The organism is Pararhizobium sp. IMCC21322, assembly GCF_030758295.1.
In the GTDB taxonomy this organism is placed as follows: Bacteria; Pseudomonadota; Alphaproteobacteria; order Rhizobiales.
Genome location: NZ_CP132335.1, coordinates 3544967 through 3565349 on the forward strand (window position 1 = coordinate 3544967; position 20383 = coordinate 3565349).

Annotated in this window: 21 protein-coding genes and 1 pseudogene; 14 read left to right on the forward strand and 8 right to left on the reverse strand. The window is 50.8% G+C overall.

Annotation, left to right across the window (positions count from 1 at the left end; translation table 11 throughout):
• Positions 1-29: 29 nt before the first annotated feature.
• The 3 genes from RAL91_RS16670 to RAL91_RS16680 are packed head-to-tail and all read right to left on the reverse strand — an operon-like array spanning position 30 to position 3660.
• Positions 30-2831 carry an AAA family ATPase gene (locus tag RAL91_RS16670; RefSeq protein ID WP_306257383.1) on the reverse strand — a complete coding sequence of 934 codons (2802 nt, stop codon included), beginning with the start codon at positions 2829-2831 and terminating at the stop codon, positions 30-32.
• Positions 2828-3277 (reverse strand): plasmid mobilization relaxosome protein MobC, encoded by a 450-nt coding sequence (mobC, locus tag RAL91_RS16675; RefSeq protein WP_306257384.1) that lies wholly within the window; start codon positions 3275-3277, stop codon positions 2828-2830. Before mobC ends, RAL91_RS16670 begins: the two co-directional genes overlap by 4 nt.
• Complete coding sequence (locus tag RAL91_RS16680) at positions 3274-3660, reverse strand: hypothetical protein (RefSeq protein ID WP_306257385.1); 387 nt, start codon at positions 3658-3660, stop codon at positions 3274-3276. The genes mobC and RAL91_RS16680 overlap by 4 nt, the downstream gene beginning before the upstream one ends.
• A gap of 467 nt (positions 3661-4127) precedes the next feature.
• On the opposite strand from RAL91_RS16680, the gene RAL91_RS16685 reads away from it, so the two are divergent.
• The 9 genes from RAL91_RS16685 to RAL91_RS16725 all read left to right on the forward strand — a co-directional run bounded on the left by RAL91_RS16685 (position 4128) and on the right by RAL91_RS16725 (position 12732).
• Positions 4128-5150: a LacI family DNA-binding transcriptional regulator gene (locus tag RAL91_RS16685; protein WP_306257386.1), complete on the forward strand. Its 1023-nt coding sequence runs from the start codon at positions 4128-4130 to the stop codon at positions 5148-5150.
• Positions 5151-5318: 168 nt separating this feature from the next.
• Positions 5319-6665, forward strand: a complete 1347-nt coding sequence (locus RAL91_RS16690) for an extracellular solute-binding protein (protein WP_306257387.1) — start codon at positions 5319-5321, stop codon at positions 6663-6665.
• Between the two features lie 129 nt (positions 6666-6794).
• A complete protein-coding gene (locus RAL91_RS16695) occupies positions 6795-7709 on the forward strand; it encodes a carbohydrate ABC transporter permease (RefSeq protein ID WP_306257388.1) in 915 nt (304 codons plus the stop codon).
• Positions 7706-8521: a carbohydrate ABC transporter permease gene (locus RAL91_RS16700; protein ID WP_306257389.1), complete on the forward strand. Its 816-nt coding sequence runs from the start codon at positions 7706-7708 to the stop codon at positions 8519-8521. The genes RAL91_RS16695 and RAL91_RS16700 overlap by 4 nt, the downstream gene beginning before the upstream one ends.
• Positions 8522-8602: 81 nt before the next feature.
• Entirely contained in the window at positions 8603-9673 is a 1071-nt protein-coding gene (locus RAL91_RS16705; protein WP_306257390.1) for an ABC transporter ATP-binding protein, read from the forward strand.
• 57 nt (positions 9674-9730) lie between these two features.
• Positions 9731-10459, forward strand: coding sequence for an SDR family oxidoreductase (locus tag RAL91_RS16710; protein WP_306257391.1), 729 nt, complete (start codon positions 9731-9733; stop codon positions 10457-10459).
• Between the two features lie 99 nt (positions 10460-10558).
• The gene (locus tag RAL91_RS16715) at positions 10559-10759 is read left to right on the forward strand and encodes an FGGY-family carbohydrate kinase (RefSeq protein ID WP_306262974.1); all 201 of its coding nucleotides are present in this window, start codon (positions 10559-10561) and stop codon (positions 10757-10759) included.
• Between the two features lie 286 nt (positions 10760-11045).
• Positions 11046-11894: a sugar phosphate isomerase/epimerase gene (locus RAL91_RS16720; RefSeq protein ID WP_306257392.1), complete on the forward strand. Its 849-nt coding sequence runs from the start codon at positions 11046-11048 to the stop codon at positions 11892-11894.
• A gap of 382 nt (positions 11895-12276) precedes the next feature.
• Complete coding sequence (locus tag RAL91_RS16725; RefSeq protein ID WP_306257393.1) at positions 12277-12732, forward strand: recombinase family protein; 456 nt, start codon at positions 12277-12279, stop codon at positions 12730-12732.
• A 178-nt stretch (positions 12733-12910) separates the two neighbouring features.
• On the opposite strand, the pseudogene RAL91_RS16730 reads toward RAL91_RS16725, so the two are convergent.
• A pseudogene (locus RAL91_RS16730) lies at positions 12911-13057 on the reverse strand (DUF1348 family protein); the annotation flags it as partial.
• A 94-nt stretch (positions 13058-13151) separates the two neighbouring features.
• A complete protein-coding gene (locus RAL91_RS16735; RefSeq protein WP_306257394.1) occupies positions 13152-14174 on the reverse strand; it encodes a zinc-binding alcohol dehydrogenase family protein in 1023 nt (340 codons plus the stop codon).
• A gap of 318 nt (positions 14175-14492) precedes the next feature.
• Here RAL91_RS16735 and RAL91_RS16740 point away from each other — a divergent pair, with 318 nt between their 5' ends.
• Positions 14493-15428, forward strand: coding sequence for a LysR substrate-binding domain-containing protein (locus RAL91_RS16740; RefSeq protein ID WP_306257395.1), 936 nt, complete (start codon positions 14493-14495; stop codon positions 15426-15428).
• Between the two features lie 66 nt (positions 15429-15494).
• Here RAL91_RS16740 and RAL91_RS16745 read toward each other — a convergent pair whose 3' ends face one another.
• Positions 15495-16181, reverse strand: coding sequence for a glutathione S-transferase family protein (locus RAL91_RS16745; RefSeq protein ID WP_306257396.1), 687 nt, complete (start codon positions 16179-16181; stop codon positions 15495-15497).
• A gap of 103 nt (positions 16182-16284) precedes the next feature.
• A complete protein-coding gene (locus RAL91_RS16750; protein WP_306257397.1) occupies positions 16285-16728 on the reverse strand; it encodes a DoxX family protein in 444 nt (147 codons plus the stop codon).
• Between the two features lie 99 nt (positions 16729-16827).
• Here RAL91_RS16750 and RAL91_RS16755 point away from each other — a divergent pair, with 99 nt between their 5' ends.
• Positions 16828-17256 (forward strand): MarR family winged helix-turn-helix transcriptional regulator, encoded by a 429-nt coding sequence (locus RAL91_RS16755; RefSeq protein WP_306257398.1) that lies wholly within the window; start codon positions 16828-16830, stop codon positions 17254-17256.
• Between the two features lie 447 nt (positions 17257-17703).
• Complete coding sequence (locus RAL91_RS16760; protein WP_306262976.1) at positions 17704-18036, forward strand: GFA family protein; 333 nt, start codon at positions 17704-17706, stop codon at positions 18034-18036.
• A 329-nt stretch (positions 18037-18365) separates the two neighbouring features.
• Here RAL91_RS16760 and RAL91_RS16765 read toward each other — a convergent pair whose 3' ends face one another.
• The gene (locus tag RAL91_RS16765) at positions 18366-19247 is read right to left on the reverse strand and encodes a LysR family transcriptional regulator (RefSeq protein ID WP_306257399.1); all 882 of its coding nucleotides are present in this window, start codon (positions 19245-19247) and stop codon (positions 18366-18368) included.
• A 132-nt stretch (positions 19248-19379) separates the two neighbouring features.
• Between RAL91_RS16765 and gstA the strand changes: the two genes are divergently transcribed.
• Positions 19380-20003: a glutathione transferase GstA gene (gstA, locus tag RAL91_RS16770; protein ID WP_306257400.1), complete on the forward strand. Its 624-nt coding sequence runs from the start codon at positions 19380-19382 to the stop codon at positions 20001-20003.
• Positions 20000-20374, forward strand: a complete 375-nt coding sequence (locus tag RAL91_RS16775; RefSeq protein ID WP_306257401.1) for a nuclear transport factor 2 family protein — start codon at positions 20000-20002, stop codon at positions 20372-20374. Before gstA ends, RAL91_RS16775 begins: the two co-directional genes overlap by 4 nt.
• The last annotated feature ends 9 nt before the right edge of the window (positions 20375-20383 follow it).

The window sequence follows — 20383 nt, forward strand, 5'->3', positions numbered from 1 at the left end:
AGTCGAGTCTTCTACAGCTAAGGGGCAAATTATCGCCTTGGACGTAAGACCAGTCCTCTATCGCGCTCCGGCGCACGCTCCTGCTTCATCCTTGGCATGTTGTCGCTATCGCTATAGAAACGGGCGTCATGTTTGTGGCGTGTGAGAGCGACGTAGGTCAGGTGTTTGTCCAGCGTTCGCGACGATAGGACAAATGACCTATCCACGGTTGCGCCCTGGCTTTTGTGGATGGTGGTGGCGTAGCCGTGATCTATAGAGGCGTATTGGCTTGGGAAAAACGTCAGACGACGCGGTTTGTCGCTGTTGGCACCGTCAAGGGTAACAACTATTTTGTCTTTGGTGACTTTTTCAATCGTCGCTAACGCACCATTTTTCACGCCAAGCTCGGTATCGTTTTTGGTGAAGATGATGCGGTCATTGGGGGCAAAGGCGCGCTTGCCATGAGTGGTTTTAAAATAATGCTCATCGACCAGTTCACCGCTTGATTTGCGCGCCATGCGAACAGCCTGATTGATCGCATGTACATCTTTGCGGCGATGGGCGAAGGCCAGCCGTGAGGCACTTTCGCCGCGTGTTTCGATATCAACCATATAATCCTGCACCAACGCGGCAATGGCGTCGTCTTGGCTTTTGGTGGTTTTGACCGCGCCGTGCTTTTGATAGGCATCTATCGCCTTTCCGGTATTGCCCGTTGCCAGATCAAGCGAGGCTTGGCGCTGCCAGTCTGATTTCTGGCGACGAATTTCTGTGAGTTTTGCCGCTCCAATATTTTCGGCAATATCTTTAAATGGAGTTCCGGCATTGATGGGCTGTAATTGTTCCGGGTCGCCTACCAGAACGAGCTTTGCACCATATGTCTTGGTGTGCTCGACAAAACGGCTCATTTGGCGAGTGCCAATCATTCCGGCTTCATCAATCACCAGAACATCGCCGGGTTTTAATTGATTGTATCCGTTCTTCCAGCTCATTTCCATCGAGGCCAAGGTGCGGCTGATAATGCCGGAGGCATTTTGCAGACCATCGGCAGCTTTACCGGACAATGCCGCGCCAAAAACCTGATAGCCTTGTTTTGTCCAAGCCTCATGCGCGGCGGCAAGCATTGTGCTTTTGCCGGTTCCGGCCAGGCCGACAGCGGCGCTTATTCTTTCTGGCTTGAGAATATGATTTATCGCCGCGTGTTGTTCATCGCTCAGGCTTGCCCCATGTAGCTTTTGCAATATCGCGTTTTGGCGTTTGATGGCGTCATGCGTGTGGGCAGGTTTCACGCCATGAGTCTTTTGTTTGGCCATGAATTTTGCGTCATGCGCGAGCCCGCTTTTAAGCCCCTCCATTTCCCGCGTTGAATAAATCGGTAGCGGATCACTTTTGATCTCGACCAGTTCTTTCGAGCGCAAAACCGCATCGGAGGCGGCGCGTAAAGCCAACGGATCATCGATATAATTAGCCAGCCCGCGCAGGATATCACGGCGGTTAAACTCGGACTTTTTATCGGTGATAATATCCAGAATTTTGATCGGCGATTGCCGGACTTGTTGCGCCGTATAGAGTTGGTCTTCTTCGGGCAGTAAAAGCGCTTGGTCGGGATCTGCCAGCAGATCGACACCAGGCACCTGTTCGTTAAGTTCAAAAGCATTCTCGCGATGTAGTTTCGCCAGATGCACCACGTGCTGTTCCTTGAGGGTACAAAACTGTTCCTCTAAGCCGCGTCTTTCACCGAGTTGCCTTTCAATCAGTTTTTGCATCTCCGCCTGGTCACGGATTTTATCGGCTTCTGCGGCCTGTATGTGTTCAGCACGCATAATGTCGTATTTGCCGGAAAGCCTTGCCCAGAGAGCTTTTACACCTGTCGGCAAAAGCGCGACGCGGGATTTAACGATTTTAATCCTGCGCGCCTCTTGTGCTGCCTCCAATGCAGTACGCGCTTGTCTGTGATCACCGACAAGAGCGCGGCGTTTTGATTCAACGGCATCAACTTGTTTCTGAAAGAGTGTTTCTGCTTCTGCATAGGCGGCATCAAACGGAGCGCCCACCTTATCGGCAAAGCGTTCTGTGATATGCAATTGGACAGCATCAACAGAAGGCAGCTTTTTAATATCACCAAGGCGCGCGCGTAATTCTTTGGTCTTCACGCCAAGCCAGCGCGAAAGCGAATAAACTTCGCCCTGACCATCAACCGCAACAAAGCCGCGCCTGTCACCTTTAGCGAGCGCCAAACCATGTTCAGACAAGGCGGCGGCAAAGGCGGCCTTTGAATCAGAGCCCACCCAACAATCCAGCAAAAGGCTTTTTAATTCCTTTGGGTCACGTTGAGCTCTTTTTGCTTGCTGGTGTTCGACTTGTGAGTAATTGAGCTGGTCACGTTCCTCGCTATTCATCAAGCCGCGTGGCATTTGCCAACCATGTTCAAGGAATAGCTCCCGCGACAGCTCTTGTAACTTGCGCTTATAAAGCGAGACATTCAGCGCGCGCATACGGACAATATCAATGCGTGACCACACACAATGCGCGTGCCGTCTGCCTTTCTTTTCATGAAATATGATTGCGCGGGGTTGGCCGGTTAATCCAAGTTTAGATTCAATTCCTGCAACGGCTTGCTCAAATGCTTCGACAGATACATTCTCTGTTTCCGGTGGGCTTAAGACCAGCGAGAACATGAAGTTCTTGCACTTCGTTCCCCGGCTCACCGCATAGGCTTCTGTTAAAGCCTCGGTCAGATCATCAGACACAAATCCAGAAATTTCATGCACGCGGACATGCTCATTCTCACGCGTGTTCAAAAGATGCCGTGCCAATTGCACAGCACCGCCGCGTTCATTGCCCTTTAAAATCAATGTTGCGTCTGCCCGCCAACACCGAGCGCCTGCGTCAGATCAAGCCGCATAGAGCGCACATAGGCATAGGCTTCATTGATCTGGTCTTCGCTCTGCTGATCCAGCAGCAACGTGCCGCAATTGGCTTCATAGGCAAGCTGGTTCAGATTATTGGCAATCCGCGATTGCCCCAATAATCCCAACACCCGGCCTAAAGCCTCCTGATCTTTGACAGGAGCGCGAAGTCTGATCTTGCGCGGCGCGCCATCCCCGCCAAACAGACATCTGCGAATATAGGCGCTCACCGACATTCCCGCCGATAAGTGTTTTAGCTGCTCCATTTCCTCTTCTGTCACCCGAAAACCCACGAACGGTGGTTTTGACGTTTTTGTGTCCTTCTGTGCTGAAACTCCCGGGAATTCCTTGCCAACGGCCTTGTTTTCCTGAAGCTTTTTGCTCTCCCTCATATGGACAGCCTCGGGCGTTGCACACGAGGGCGAGCCTGCTTTTTCGGCTTTGAAGATAGTTCGTCTAAATCAATATTCTCCTGCTTGAGATACTGGTTCCATTCCTCTAAAGTATCCAAAATTGTGTTCGAGGTTTGTATCTCCCCGGGCACCACTTTTCCTAATAAAAACAGTTTGTTATTCGCGGGCGTGTTGCCGCTGAAATTTGTCGAATGAAAAAAGTAAGCACACAGTAAGTGCCAAAACGGGAAGATGCGGGAATACCTTCGGCAGGTTTGTGCGTTGCGGCTTTTGCCTGTGGCTGACGCATTGCAAGGTATCGTACGGGCGAGAAGCAGACTTTCTCTGCGAATTGGATGAACGGCAGCAATGCGGGACAACATGAGCTTGATCCAATTAGATATTTTGGCTCATTGCGATGTTGAATTTACACGGATTCTATTCCATCGGTTTTCTCCAGATTGAACCTTCATAAGACAATTGAGTTGGATTGGTTAGACGACATCTGCGTGGGCATTTGAGTTTTAAAAAATCAATCAATTTGTCCTGACAGCAATAGGCGCGATGGGTGTAAAAGATTAACTGCATAACGATCAAAAGCTTGTCCTACTGTAGGCCTGTTTACCAGGAAAACAGAGAAAACGCGTTTGATTGAGCAACTTTTTGTAACGTCAGTCAGTGCATTGGACGCGAATTTATTTGAAAAATATGGTATATATTTCAGATGGATACGATATTTTTACATAACCTCCCCATTGAAAATACGAAAAATCTAAAAAAAGAATTGACCTGTTAATCGTTTAACTGTTAATCGTTTAACAGTCGGGCGGAAATTCGGAAAGGAGGAAATATGGCGAAGCAAAGAGTGTCGATTAAGCAGGTCGCAGATGCGGCCGGTGTATCGACCGCCACTGTCTCCAACGTATTTTCAGGTAAAAAACCTGTGAAGCCGGAATTGGCTGAACATGTAAGGAAAGAGGCTGAGAAACTAGGATATAGCATTAACAGAGCAGCATCCTTTCTGCGCTCGGGTGAGAGCGGTATTGTGCCAGTTCTTGTTCCTGACCTATCAGATCCCTTCTACACATCGCTCATTACTGAAATTGAGAGCCATGCACAATTGGATGGCTATGAAATTATCGTTGCCAACTCCAAGGACGATGCAGAAACAGAACGTGGTCGTATCTCTGCGCTTATGTCTTGGCAGCCCGAAGGCATGATTGTCGTGCCGGTATCAGACGATGTTCCGGAGCAACTTTTTGACCTGCGCGACAAATTTCCCATTGTTCTGGTTGACCGTGGAACCGAGGTGGAGGGGTTCGACACTATCCGCGTAGACAACGCTGAAGCAGGCGCGCAAGCTGCCGCACATCTTGCTGAACACGGGCACAGGACGGTCTTGATTGTGGCATCCGATATGCGGCTGCATGGTGTTCGAGAACGTAGTCGCGGAGTTGTCGAGACAATTGAAGCTGCTGGCGGCTCTGCAGAGATCGTCGAAGTTGGTCCTGTTCCGAAAGTGGGATCTGTTCATCTTGGCCGCTGGCTTGATGCGCATCAGATGCCGACAGCTATTTTTGCGGTTACCGACATGACAACCTTAGCTACATTGACTTGCCTTGCGGAACGCCAGTTTGAAGTCGGTAAGGATGTCTCGGTCATTGGTTTTGATGACTATCCATGGATGTCGGCACGACGAACACCGATTACGGCAATCAGACAGCCGATAGAGAAGATGGCCAGCAGCGCTTGGACAATGCTGAAGAGTCGTATGAGTAAAGATGATGAGTTTGCCGCGCCAAAACCATTGAAATGTACCATGGAAATTCGGGCTTCGACACAAGACGCTAAGCTTACGGCTGGGATGGCCTAAAACGGCCATGGAGCTGTAACAGCTGTAGACCGCAGTTCAGCACAAAGCTGGGTTCTACAACAACTAAACCGCTAACAGAATGTTCAAACACGGCTTCGGCCGCGGACGATACCGGCTTGTCAAATTCCAGGCCGGATTTCACTAGACGCTTCAACTCAGGAGGAAACAATGAAGCACTTAAAATCAATCAAAATGGGGGCATCGATGCTCACCATGACCATTGCGCTAGCCGCAAGCGGCGCTGTCGCTCAAGACTGGGGCAGTGTACTTGGCGACCATTCCGGCAAGACGCTACGCGTTCAAACCATTCAGGATCCCTTCATCGATGCCTTGAAAGTAATGGGCCCGACTTTCACAGGCCTAACCGGGGCGGAAGTGACCGTGGAGGGCTTCGGATACGACCCGTTACACGAAAAGCAAATCCTTGCCTGCTCGCAGCAGGACAATCAATATGATGTCTTGTTTATCGACGGTATCTGGGTCGGCGAGTATGTCGAAGCAGGCTGCATCGAATCCGTCGAAGAACGCGTTGCTGCCGCTGATCCGGCGATCATGGCAATGGACGACTATATTCCTTCCTTTGCAGGTCAGGCAAATTGGGACGGAAAGCTTCAATGTCTGCCGATAGCGGGCTATTGGCACATGCTGCATTACCGTAAGGACCTTTTCGAAGCGGCTGGCCTGAAAGTGCCAGAAACCTTTGAAGAACTCATGGCAGCCGCCAAGTACTTTGCCGAAGATGACGGTGATCCGGATGTCGCAGGCATGGCGATGAACTTCCAGCGCGGCTCTGCTGCCGGTCAGCAGTTTTTCGAGTGGATCTATTCCGCAGGTGGAAAACCTTGGGAGTCTAACTTCCCCGGCTCTGAAGATGCTTATGCCGACCAGACGCCTTTGTTCAATTCACCAGAAGCCGTCGCTATGATCCAGTTCTTCAAGGATATGGTGCAATACGGACCTCCTGGCGTGGAGCAGTTCGCATGGGATGAACGCGCGAATGCCTTCACTCAGGGTAAAGTCGCCATGATCAACAACTGGTCCGTACGGACACCTTTGTTCATGGATCCCGATATCTCAAAAGTTACCGACAAGTTTGATGTTGCGATGTTCCCTCACGCTGAAGGCGCAAAATCTGTTCCTCCTGTCGGTGGCTGGATCATGTGCATAAACGCACATTCAGAACAGAAGGATGCTGCCTGGGATTACATGCAGTGGTTTGCAAGCCCTGCAACCCACAAAGACTTCGTCAAGCTTGGTGGACCACCCAGCCGTCACTCTGCCATGCAGGATGCTGAGATCATTGCGGCCCAGCCTTGGGTACCAACTCTCTATGAATCCTCTAAAGCGGCATGGTCTGAATTGCGTCCGCGTCATGCGGCGACGTTTGAGATGATTGATGCACTCGGCCTTCAGGTGAACCGTGCCATCGTTGGCGATGCGTCGCCACAGGATGCGATGGACGAAGCTAACGCAAACATCACCAAGATACTGCAACGCGCAGGCCTTCTGGAGTGATGCAAGACTCTGTGATGCGTCCTCCCAGAACAACATAGGTGCATCACAAAATGGAGGAGCCGATCTGATCGGCTCCTCTAACACTTCAAAATCATCCTGCTATCAAGCGGACAATGGAAACACGGTGCCATGGCTGAAAACCTAGCTATCCCACTCACAAAGCCGAAGAGACGGGACGATGAGAGCAAGATCAAGCTTCTGTTCCTCGCACCGGCTGTCATTTATCTTCTGCTGCTGAGCGTCTTTCCGTTTATCTATTCGGTCTATCTCAGCCTCTATGACGCCAAATTAACGCGAATGGACCGCAAGCTATTTATTGGTTTTGAGAATTACGAAAGACTGCTGACAGACCCTCTGTTTCTGAAGGCTGTCCAGAACACAGCCGTCCTGACAGTTGCTTCTATCACGCTTGAAATTATCTTTGGCTTCATCTGCGCAAAGGTCTTCTTGAGTCTGAAGGAAATGCGAACAGGCCAGGTCCTGCGATCCATGGCAATTCTGCCCATGATGATTACCCCAATTTGTGTCGGCCTGATGTTCAGCTACATTCTGAACCCGACACTTGGCATTGCAAATTATCTCTTGTCAGGCGTTGGCGTTGAAGGTCCATCGTGGTTTGGAGACCCCACTTTTGCCCTCCCGACAGTGATCTTGATTAATGCCTGGCAGTGGACCCCATTCATGATGCTGCTGATGCTTGCTGGCTTGGTATCTGTGCCATCCTCGCTATATGAAGCGGCCGAATTGGAAGCGGCAAAATGGCATCATGTCGCACGCTGGATCGAACTTCCAGCGATCCGTGATGTCATTATGATCGGCGTTATCCTGCGCGTAATTGACAACCTCAAGCTCTTTGATCTGGTCTATGTCACCACCCGTGGCGGGCCGGGCGATGCCACTGAATTAGTGACGTTCTTTGCATACCGTCAGGACTTTCGCTTCTTCCAGGTCGGCTACGGCTCGGCAGCGGCGGTAATCATCTTGCTGATATCGATCCTGGTCACAACAATTGCAGTCGCTTACATGCGGAAGGCTCAGCGATGAAAAACGAAAACCTTAGCTGGAAACTAACGGCCGCCTTTGTGATCACCTTCGTGTTCATGGCGCCTATCGTCTGGATGATCCTCGCCGCGTTCAAGACCATTAATGACATCTATGCCATTCCGCCCGTCTGGATCCCTGATTTCTCCTATCTTGACAATTTCAAGCTGCTTCTGAGTGAGAATTGGAAGTTTCTCATGAACTCGACCATTGTGACACTCTTTGCCACATTGCTGTGCCTGGCATTTGCTTTGCCTGCGGCATTTGCCTTGGTCTATTTCAAATTCCAGAAGCAGAACTTTATTGCAGACTGGATTCTATCCACCCGAATGATGCCGCCAATCGCTGCCGCCGTGCCGCTCTATATGGTATTTAACGGGGTTGGAATGCTGGACACCCTTCCGGCACTAATCCTCGTCTATGCCGGGTTCAATCTGCCATTTGCGGTTTGGGTCGCGATGTCCTTCTTCCGCAATATTCCCAAGGAAATCATTGAGGCCGCGCGTGTGGAGGGATGCTCATGGGTGCAAACATTTCGGATTATTGCCCTGCCGCTTGCCAAATCCGGGATCGCGACAGTTGCTACCTTTGTATTCATCTTCGCATGGAATGAACTTCTGCTTTCACTGTTCCTGACGACCCGGGAAGCAAAAACATTTCCCGTCGTAATTTCTTCCTTCTCAACGGTGACAAAGACTTATTGGGAACTGATTTCTGCCGCGACCATTATCCAAATTCTGCCGCCGGTGATCTTCACAATCCTGATGCAAAAACACATCGTCTCTGGCTTGACGATGGGCGCAGTAAAAAATTGATACGAGTAAACAATTGTACAGTTCTACTTGAACAAATTCGTCAATCACACTTTGTACAACGCCTCTGTAAGGTAAATTGAAATGGGCAAAATTAGATTAGAAGGCATCCATAAATCTTTTGGAGAAGTGTCGGTATTGAAGGACATCAACCTGGAGGTTGACGATGGCGAGTTTGTTGTTTTTGTTGGCCCCTCTGGTTGCGGAAAATCGACACTCCTGCGGATGATAACTGGACTCGAAACCGTTACATCCGGGCACGTGTTGATTGACGGTGAGGATGTTACCGAAAACAAACCATCCTCTCGCGGTCTTGCGATGGTTTTCCAGTCCTATGCCTTGTTTCCGCACCTTACTGTGCGGGAAAATGTTGGCTTTGGTCTTCGTATTGCGGGGCTTGCACCTGAAGAGATTGCTAAAAAAGTTGGCCATGCCTCCAGCATCCTGGGACTCGATCCGCTATTGGACCGCAAACCAAGAGAATTGTCTGGTGGTCAACAACAGCGGGTAGCCATTGGACGAGCCATCGTGCGCGAGCCAGCTGCCTTTCTTTTTGATGAACCTCTCTCAAACCTGGATGCAGCTCTCCGGGTTCAAATGCGGATTGAATTGGTCCGCCTTCACGAGCGCCTGAAAACGACGATGATTTATGTTACCCATGATCAGGTCGAAGCCATGACAATGGCAAATCGGATTGTCGTTTTACAAGGCGGAGATGTGCAACAATTTGCGTCCCCAATCGAGCTCTATGATCGTCCGGTGAACAAATTTGTAGCCGGGTTCATTGGATCACCAAAAATGAACTTTTTGGAAGCTAAGCCTGTCGAAGGAAAGGTGATTCAGATCAAGAACGGACCGCAAATTGAAGTATCCAACATTGATCAAGACAAGATAACTGAAACGCTGACTGTGGGCATCCGCCCGGAACATATCATCTATGACCATGACAAAGGTGATCTGAAGGGTGAAATCATTGTTGAGGAACAGCTCGGCAGTGATGCGTTTCTCTATATTGAGGTTGAGAATATCGGCATGATTACGGTCCGTGCGGTCGGGGAGCGTAATTTTCACAACCATGACACTGTATTTCTGAGTTTCCCGCCGGACCGATGTCATGTTTTTGACGCACAAGACCAACGGATCAATACAAATTAAATCTGTGATTATTCGACCAGGCAACGGGCTGGATTTAGTATATCTGAGGAGAACATGATGAGCGAGAGTTTGGCGGGAAAGATCGGGGCCATTACAGGAGCGGCGTCAGGAATCGGTTTGGCGAGTGCCAGAGCTATGCTCGATGCAGGCATGATCGTCGTGCTGATTGACTACGATGCTGACAGCCTTTTGCCCGTGTGTGAAGAGCTGGGACCAAATGCACGTCCGATGGTCCTGGATCTCCTGGACGGCGCTGCTGTGTCGGCCATGCTCCCTGAAATACTGGATCTCGCCGGTGGCTTGGATGTTTTCTATGCAAATGCCGGTGCTTATGTGGGTGGTCCGGTTGCCGATGGAGATCCCGACATTTGGGATCGGGTACTCAATCTCAACAACAATTCGGTTTTCCGCTCTATTCATGCGGTATTGCCGCATATGCTTAGCCAAAAAAGCGGTGATATCATCGTCACATCATCCGTGGCAGGTGTTATTCCGGTCATCTGGGAGCCGATTTATACAGCCTCAAAATTTGCAGTGCAGGCCTTTGTTCATTCTACCCGCCGGCAGTTAATTGAACATGGTGTTCGGATGGGAGCAGTGTTGCCTGGCCCGGTGATAACGGCACTGCTGGATGACTGGCCAAAGGCCAAGATGGAAGAGGCCCTTGCAGCTAAGTCATTGATGGAGGCTTCAGAAGTGGCCGATGCCGTGATTTTCATGCTCACGCGGCGACGGAGTGTCGTCATCCGCGACATTACGATCTTGCCGCACGGACTGGATATGTAGTCCACAAATGATCAGCAATCATGCCGGTATCTCATTGGGTATTGATGTTGCGCGCTAGCTGCAGTGTAGTCGAACAATCCAGCCTAGATTGGAGCAAAGATCGAACGCATTGTCATAAGTGGCAGCGCAGGCAGGAGTGGTGTTATCCGACAGCTTCTTGCGGACACAACGGGTGTAGCAATTGTTGCACCGGACACGGAACAACCTGCCCTTCTAGGCTCAGCGAACTTGGGCAAAGCATTGCTGGCATCCGCTGTGACACCCCTCGGAAAGACCCGATGTGCGAGCTCTACAATATAATATTCGAACAAGTGCAATCGGCCCCAGACAGGCCGCAAAGCATTGAACAAACAACAATGAATAGCTCTGTGTGACCCGATGTTTCAGTAACAAAACCGGCGGTCACAGATCTCTGATTTCGTTGTTTGCACTGAGGATTCATGACTGAAAACCAAAGTAAACCGGAGGATCGAAGTCAATAGCAAGGGCTTTCAAACACAGGAAACGAATGCGCGTTGCTTCTACCAGTGGCAACGGAATTAGCTGATAAAAATACTTTTACAATTACGCTTACGGAGGAATGAAAATGGAAGGATTTGGTGTTCATACCAGCATGTGGACCATGCAATGGGATCGCGAAGGAGCAGAGCGCGCCATACAAGCTGCTGTCGACTATAATATGGATTTTTTGGAAATCGCTCTGTTGGATGCCGCTTCGGTTGACGCTGATCATACCCGCGCCCTGCTGGAAAAACATGAAATGAGAGCCGTTTGTTCACTCGGCCTTCCCCAGCCGGTGTGGCCATCGCACAATCCCGAAGGCGCGGTCGAATATCTCAAACTTGTCTTTGATACCGCAAAGGCCATGGGGGCAGAGGCGGTCTCCGGAGTGACCTATGGAGGAATTGGGGAGCGGACAGACTTGCCGCCGACTGAATCTGAACTATCAAATGTCGCCCGCGCCCTGGACGCTTCGGCCAAATATGCCAAGTCGCTCGGGCTGTTGTTCGGCATTGAGCCTGTAAACCGTTATGAGACGCATCTCATAAATACCGGATGGCAAGCCCGCGACATGATTGAACGTGTTGGATCTGACAACATCTTTATCCATCTGGACACCTATCATATGAACATCGAAGAAAAGGGTGCCGCCAATGGCATACTCGATGCACGTGATCACCTCAGATACATACATCTATCGGAAAGCGACCGTGGCACGCCCGGGGAAGGTTGTTGCGACTGGGATGAAGTCTTCGCAGCTCTGGCCGCCATTGGCTTCAAGGGCGGTCTGGCGATGGAAAGCTTCATCAACATGCCGCCAGAAATTGCCCATGGCCTGTCCGTATGGCGCCCCGTCGCACAGAATTTCCAAGAAGTCATGGATAAGGGGCTCCCATTTCTGCGGAACAAGGCAGCACAGTACCGACTGAAATAGGCGGACAAGATTTAGTTCTGAAAAAAGATATTTAAGCAATTAACAAGTCTGGCGTTCATGTCGGTGATCCCGGATATGAACGTCAACTTCGTGGTGGCTCCAAAACGACGTTGCGACTTCAGCACATATCATTTTGCGTCGATCAGTTGAATTCGCCGCAAAATGCGGTGAGACGGTTTGGGCCTGAAGTGGTCCCGTCTAATTCAGTCTACTGCATTGAATATGTGCTCCACATGCCACTGGCTTTCGGTTGCAACCCTAGTTGTCACATCAAAGTATACCCTGCTGTGACGTCACATAATCTGGCCCGACACCGTAACATCCGGGTTGACATCGACTATTTGTGACACTGTAGCCTTGGGCTTGAACCCAGAGGTGACACATGACAAAAATTGGTTACGCCCGCGTCAGCACGACCGACCAGGACCTGGACTTGCAGCAGAACAAGCTGAAAGCCGAGGGCTACGAAATCATACGGTCTGCAAAGGTCTCGGGTGCCACCCGGGCTGGTCGCGAAGAACTCCAGACGATTATCGAGTTTCTGAGAACCGGCGACGAACTGATGGTCACCCACCTCGATCACTTGGGACGTGATACACGCGCTGTCTTGAACATCATACATGACTGCGAACAACGGGGTGCGTTCGTCACCATACTCGGCCCTCACGTATCAACACGCGGTGAAATGGTCCACATGGTGCTGACAGTGCTTGGCATGGTGGCACCGATGGAGCGCAGGTTCATCAAGGTGCGCCAGAGAGAGGGCATTCAGCAGGCAAAGGCAAACTTCATCTACAAAGGCGGTATACGCCGCATAGACCGTGCGATGGTGCTGTAGATGCACAAGAAAGGCGTCAGTCCGACTAAAATCGCCGGTTCCGTTGGTTGCTCGAGAATGCAGGTACCGCATCGTGGAAGCCCAAAAGACGTAGCTCTGCCCTTCTTGTGCTGTTAGTGGGAAACACGCAAACCTATATCTCACATTCTGGAATTGTAGGGCGGGAGGACTGAGGGTTTTTCCGTTCCAGCGTGTAGGCCGTGGCGACATTGGTGGCGTCACGTGTATTCAAGCCGTCTTCGGCTAGGCGCACCTTTTGCTTTGCGGATTCGCGCGTAAACGGTGGCAATGGGGGGGGGGGCGGGTTTCCATGGAATATGTCCATTTTGGACCAGTTCTCGATGGTGATGATCGAGCGTAGAAGGCGGCTAGGGGTAGAGATCAGCAATCCTGCTGATCTTTCTTAAGAACGATGGCTCCTATTGGGTGTTCATACCAGATAGCGACGCTTTCCCAATCATCCGTCCTGTCTCAACGCGTGCATGCGCCCTTCTGATATTCACAGCTGAAATTTTGCCCATATCTTCGGTTCTCGTGTGCACCATCGTTTCGGAATCTATCATTTTTGCAACGCGTCGCAGGACGTCTCCTTGGATAGGCATCTTGTCTGTTGAATACAGGGATCGGGTGAACATCAGCTCGTAATTGATACGCACACTTTTCCCCATGAACAGGTCAAGATCGAGTTTGGCCTTGGTGCTGGCGACCAAACAAATCGCACCTTCGGGAGACACGATATCAGCCATGACCTCCCAATACGGAATGTTGTTGCTGAGATTCAAAATCAAAGGAACTGTATCATGGCCTAAGGCGACCAGTTGCTCCTTCAAGTTTTTTGAATGGTCGATGACGTGCTGCGCGCCCATTTTGAGGCACCAGTCCTTGCTCTCTTTGCGCGATGCCGTTGCAATGATTTTGCACTTGGACAGCTGGCGAGCGAGTTGAATGGCCATTGACCCAAGGCCCCCGGCACCGCCAATTATCAGGAGTACGGTATTCTCGTCTGTGACTCGGTCAATCTCCAGGCGGTCAAACAGCGCCTCCCATGCCGCAAGTGTTGTTAGCGGAACGCAGGCGGCTTCCTCCGGTGTCAGGCTTGCAGGTTTTGGACCGACAATCCGCTCATCAACGAGCTGCACTTCCGCGTAGCAACCTGGACGGTTGATCTCACCTGCATACATGACCATGTCGCCGACTTTGTATGTTTTGACGTCATCACCGACGGACAAAACTTCACCACAGGCATCCCAGCCCAAGATAAGCGGTTCAGCCAACTTGCCGACAATATCGTGCCGTTCTTTGAAATCCACAGGGTTCAGGGAAATTCCGTCAATACGCACAAGTAGATCTTTGCCTTTGGCAACAGGGATCGGCAGTTCAAAATCAAAGAAGCTTGCCTCGTTGTCGGTGGAGAGGTTTTCAAGGACGCCAACAGCTTTCATTTCATGCTTTCCAATATCTGGGCCGCAACCTTCGCGACGCTTTAGTTCGTCTAGCGCAAACCCGGCAAACTCTGTTCCCTCAAAAAACTAACTGATGAGTTAGATTTTCTAATGGTAAAATCTATTCGAAGTGACTAAATTGTCGGTAAAGAAATGTCGGGTGGGGCCCGCAGCGATACTGTAGTGATTGCCACGTGATAGCGCATTAAGGTCTGTAACATCGTCAGACCAACATCAGCTCAGGCTGTGCAGCCCCCTTCCCGCTGTTGTCAATATCGCGAATTCAACAATTACCTTTTTGGTCTAGGAGATTCATAAATGAGAAAACTGCCACCATTGAATTCGCTGCGCGCTTTTGATGCCGTGGCTCGGAATGGTGGTCTGTCAAAGGCAGCTTCAGAGCTGCGTGTAAGTCCATCTGCCGTGAGTCAGCAAATTACAAACCTGGAAGATTGGATGGGTGTGCGGTTGCTGGATCGGACTTCTAACACGACCAATTTAAATCAGAATGGCTTGCAATTTGCCAAGCATATAAGACAAACATTTGACAAGCTTGAGAACGATGTATCGAAGATTCGTGAAATCAGAAATGATGAGGAAATCAGGCTAAGTATATTGCCATCTTTGGCGTCCAGATGGCTGATACACCGACTGCCTCAGTTCCGCGCCTTGCATCCGAGCTCCCGAGTGATGGTAGAAGCCTCTTTTGATCAGGCTGTCTTCAATCAGCGCGAACTGACACTTGCAATAAGATCGGGAACCGGTTCGTACTCCGGATGCCATGCAATAAAGCTATTCGACGAATATGTGTCCCCCGCTTGCAGCCCGGACTATTGGAACAAACACGCTGTTGCCTTGAAGGACATCGGTAACCGGGCGCTTCTTGCAGATCATACTTTCGGGAGAGAAAACACCAATCTGGATTGGTGTACGTGGATGGCCCGGGAGAACATTCAGACAACTGGCACCCTAGAGCCAAGTCAATTGTTCACGGACAGCAACCTGACAATTCAGGCTGCGGTCAACGGTGAAGGGTTCATGCTTGGCAGGAGCGTTCTTATCGACGAGGAGATCACACGAGGTTCTTTGATCGAACCTTTCCCTAACAAACAGATTTCTGATTGGCCATATTTTGTGGTTTACCCTGACGTGTATCATCCACCGCGTACTGCCCTGAAATTAATCGTCAATTGGCTCCGTGAGCAGGCCGACGAAACGCCAGGAAGTATCAGGCGCAATGTCACGACGGCCTAGAGTTTTCTGGCTGGTAAATCGAACAACGCGAGCGCGCGGCAGCTTATAATATCTAACTGATTTCACTCACCTATCTGGGGGATGCATTCTTCGAGATTCTTGGAGAATCTTGGACAATCTGGAACTTCGCCGCGCGACAAACCGCTCCAGTAGGTTCGGGTAATCGGGTGCAACAGCTTCGGTGACAGATTGTCTGCCATTCAAAGCATGACGCCACCTTCCAACCTTGGAAAGCCCGGAAAGGATGCCGAAATCACCAATTCGATCAAAGGTGTCAAAATACCGGAACACCGGCCCGAACACAACATCGACAAGGCTGAACCGTTCCCCGTCGAAGTAGGCGCCGATGCCCAATTCGCTTTCCAACCGCTCGAACTTACCACGAAGGGCAGCCGTCTTGGCAACAAAGGTCTTTTCGTCCGTTGCAGAGTAGAATCCTGCAATATCGTTCAGCGTGGCCGAACCGAACTCCATCCACGCTCGATGCTGCGCGCGCTCAAGCGGGTCGTCCGGATGCAGCGGGTTCGGTTGCGTTTCTTCGAGATATTCAAGGATCACAGCAGACTCGAAAATCGGCACGTCATTCGCCACCAGAACTGGCGTCTTTCCGAGAGGTGAGATTGCAAGGAACCAATCCGGTTTGTCAGCAAGGTCGACATAGGTGCGCTTAAAAGTAACACCCTTCTCGGAGAGGGAAATCACGGCCCGCTGAACATAAGGGCAGAGATCATGGCTGATCAGATGAAGTTTCATAATGGCTTCCCCCAAACATAGACCAATTTCTCGCGTCCAAAGAACCCAAGCACGCGGGCCTCGCGCTCGGCTAGAACATCGGTCAGATTACTGATCAGCTGTTTCATTGCTTTGCCTCCTTCTGGCTGAATTCTGCGATCAAGGATGGGGATAGGGAACGATTGAGCGCGAACGCTCCATCGCCGAGCATGCCTTGCACGACGGCCAGCAGTGTCAGGTAGGCAGGATATTCCCAGCCGCCATTTTCATAGCCGAACATCCAACCATTACCGGAATGCGCCCATGTCGCCCCAGCAAGGATCGGCACGGTCGCGAGGGCCACCCATCTCGTCTGGACCCCAAGCACGAGAAGGACACCCGCCACGACTTCTGCCGAAAATACCGCGTAGGAAAGCCAGCCGGGTATTCCGATAGATTCAAAAAACTGGGCCGTCCCCGGCAGCGTGAAAACGAATAGTTTCAGGATGAGGCTGTGCGCCAGGAACATGATGCCAAGCGCTAGGCGTAGTAAGAATGTGGCAATGTCAGTGAGCTGTGCCTGTGACATGATGAGTGTCCTTATGTAAATGCAACTGCATCTACATTGACAACAGATGATTGCACTGTCAACCTTGATGCAAATGCATCTATATGGCATATTGATATTATGACTAAACCGGATCGCGCAACTCAGGCCGCATGGGCCACTCTTATGACAACCAGCCGACGGCTCTTTGAGACGGTCGAGGCGGCGCTGAAATCGGCCGGACATCCAACTCTCGCTTGGTATGATGCACTACTGGAGATCGAGAAGGCTGGCCCCGACGGCTTACGCCCTTTCGAACTCAGGGAACTTCTGTTGCTGCCGCAATACGGCACGTCGCGTCTGCTGGACCGTATGGTGAAAGCAGAACTGATCGAACGTCAGGACTGCGACGACGATGGTCGTGGGCAGATCGTGCGCATCGCTAACAAAGGACGATCTCTCAGGCATGCGATGTGGCCTGTCTATGCGCGCGTTCTGTCGGAAGAGATCGGAGCAAAGCTGACCACCGAAGACGCGGTTCAGCTTGTCAGGCTACTGTCGAAGCTTTAAATTCTGATCACGCAAAGAACCGGCTCAAATAGCAATGTAGGCTCCTCCAGGATTCCGGCTAAAACGGTCGATACTGGTGAAAAACCTTCCGATCTTTGATTTTTTGGATCGGTCAGCCAGAATTGGCAGACAAGAAGATGATTAGTGGCTGAGTGCGGTCATTTTCGGCATGGTAGTTCAAGTTGCTTGCGTCATCGAAGCAGATGCGGAGGGAGCCTGATTTGTGTCCACAGGATAGACGCTTTAACAGAGTTTGGTGCGTGCTTGGTCGCCGCAGGTATGGCCTGCCGCCGGTTCAATGCTGCCACAACGCTGTCAGCAGCCTCGATTTATGTCTGCAAAAAGATACGCGAACAAGGGCGTAAAAACTGAATTGGAGGTAAGATCATGATCGAAGGGAGTTGCTGCTGCGGAGCGGTGAAATTCGAACTGTTAGCTGAGCCATCTATGGTAGGTACTTGCCATTGTTCTAGATGCCGTAAGGTAGGTGCCAGTACTATCGCGTTTGTAAAGAAAAACGACCTAAAATGGGTTCGCGGAAAAGAGCACATTCAGCTATTTGAACCAACGTCGCCTTACATTTATGGTCGATGTTTCTGCAAGATATGCGGCAGTTCCCTTGGTGAAATCCTATCGAAAGAAGACAGCTTTCCCATCGCGGCTAACGCACTTGATGGAAACCTCAGTTTGAAAAACCAGTCTCATGAGTTTGTGAGCGAAAAACCGTCTTGGTACGAGATTTGTGACGATGCTCTGCAGAACGATGGACATCCAAATTAGTCTCGACTTCCTTGTTCCAAAGAGAATTTTTAGGGAAAGTCGAAATTGACGAGAAAGATAGCAGAATTGCTTACGTAGGGTTTTGCAGATTGGTGGCGCTGGTGGTCCGTTTTACGACCTCAACGTTCAATACCTCTCTGCTGAAGTGGGAAAGATCAGCTCGCAGGGGGCTTTTTGCTACTATTCCGCATAACTTAGTTGAGTTGTCAGCGTGGCGACCAAACGTAGTTGCTGTCGTCTGAGGGACACATTGGGATAAACATAACGCGCCGGACATCCACAGCGTTCTCCAGACCCCGCGCGAGAATTGCGGACATTTTGGGGCCATGCTACGCGACCTTCGATAGTTGCTCCCAGATTGATTGCGCAACAATTCCAACCTCTTTGTCGCGCTTGCGCATTTGAAACAAGTGAGATTGGCGTTTTTCATAGCCTTCAACATTGAGAGCCACCAAATCACCTTGAGCCAATTCACGTTCGATCATATGGGTCGGAATGCCGCCCCAACCTAGCTTCGCCAACAGAATCTCTTTTTTTGCTGCAAAGTCCGAAACGGTCCAGCGAAGGCCGCCTGGAAGCAGATCCCTGCTTTGAGCAAACTCGCCACTACTACTGTCGGCGACGACCACCTGGGTATAGCTTTGCATCTCGGTGATCGTTTTCACGTGCGAACTTCGCGCGGGCTCAAAATCTGGATGGGCCACCGGCACAATTGTGACCTGTGCAAAGGACAATGCCTCGACCTGATCTACGGGAACGCCATCCATCGCTGCGATGATAATGTCGGCGTCATTTCGTAGCAGTCGTTCAATCGGCCCCCCCATGCTTTCTCGGGACAAACGTATATGAGTGGCTGGGTACTCATTCCTGATAGTGCCGACGATCTCGAGAACTGGCTTCAGTGGAAACGTGGCGGTCACCGCCAAAAACACCTCTGGCTCCTGTTTGGCATTCAGGTTTTTTGCAACGATATTCAGCTCTTTCATTTGCTGCATTACGCGTGTTGCTTGCCGATGAAACACCTCTCCCGCTGGGGTCAGGGTTGGTCTGTATTCTTCACGCGATAGCAAAACGATATCGATATGGGTCTCTAATTTTTTGAGCATGTGGCTAATGGCAGATTGGGATTTGTTCAGCCGCTCTGCAGCGCCTCGAAAGGTCCCCTCAGTGACGATGGCGTGCAGCACAACCAATTGTTCAAATGTTATCACTCGACATGACCTTCCGATTATAATGATTAGTATTATAGATCATCATGGTGAACATTCAATATTATTAATTAGGCATATCTGTTGATACCAGTCCCTAAGTCACAAAGCGAAACCTCAGAAATGGAACCTCTCATGAAACTTCATTACAAACCCGGCGCGTGCTCAATGGCATCCCACATTATCCTGAACGAACTCGGTTTATCGTTCGAACTCGACAAAACAAACACTGAATCCGGCAAGACCGAAATAGGCGAAGATTTCCGCAAAATAAATCCAAACGGCTATGTTCCGGCGTTGATCACCGACGACGGTGAGATCATAACGGAAAATCCTGCGGTACTGCAGTATCTGGCCGATCAGTCGCCCGATGCCGGGCTTGCCCCGCCGAACGGCACGGTGGAGCGCACGCGGCTTCAAGAAGTCCTCAATTTCGTATCGTCAGAACTACATAAATCCTTCGGTCCGTTTTTCTCAGGCAAGGAACTTAGTGACGACGCAAGGCAGAAGGCCGAGGCCAATGTCGGACGCCGCGCAGCACACATCGAACGAATCCTTGCTGATGGCCGCACCTTTCTTCTCGGCGATACATTCACGGTTGCGGACGCGTACGCATTCGTGGTGCTCAATTGGGCGGGTTTTGTCGGAGTGAGCCTGGACGCGCATCCCAAAACCCAAGCTTACGTGGCACGTATCGCTGCGCGTCCCGCCTCTATCAAGGCGATGATTGCAGAGGGTCTCATGGAGCAGGCAGCATGAGCAAGTTTGCCGCCGTATCAGGCGTGCTGAAGACCTACTTTGACGGTCTTTATCACGCCGACATTGAAAGGCTGGGAATCGCGCTTCATCCGAAAGCTATCTACGCAACGGCGGACGAAACTCCTCTTCTGTATCGTACAATGGATCAATATTTCCCGGTGGTGGCGAAGCGCGTATCCCCCGCATCACGCAATGAACCCCGGTGTGATGTGATCGAGTCCATTGAGTTCGCGGGCGAAAACACCTCCTTTGCCCGAGTGCGGTGCTCCATCGGCAAGAAGGATTTTATCGACTGCCTGACCCTTGTGCGAACCGATGGTGAATGGCGAATCATGGCCAAGATTTTCCATTACACTGAACGCGAGTCCTGAAAGGAACCC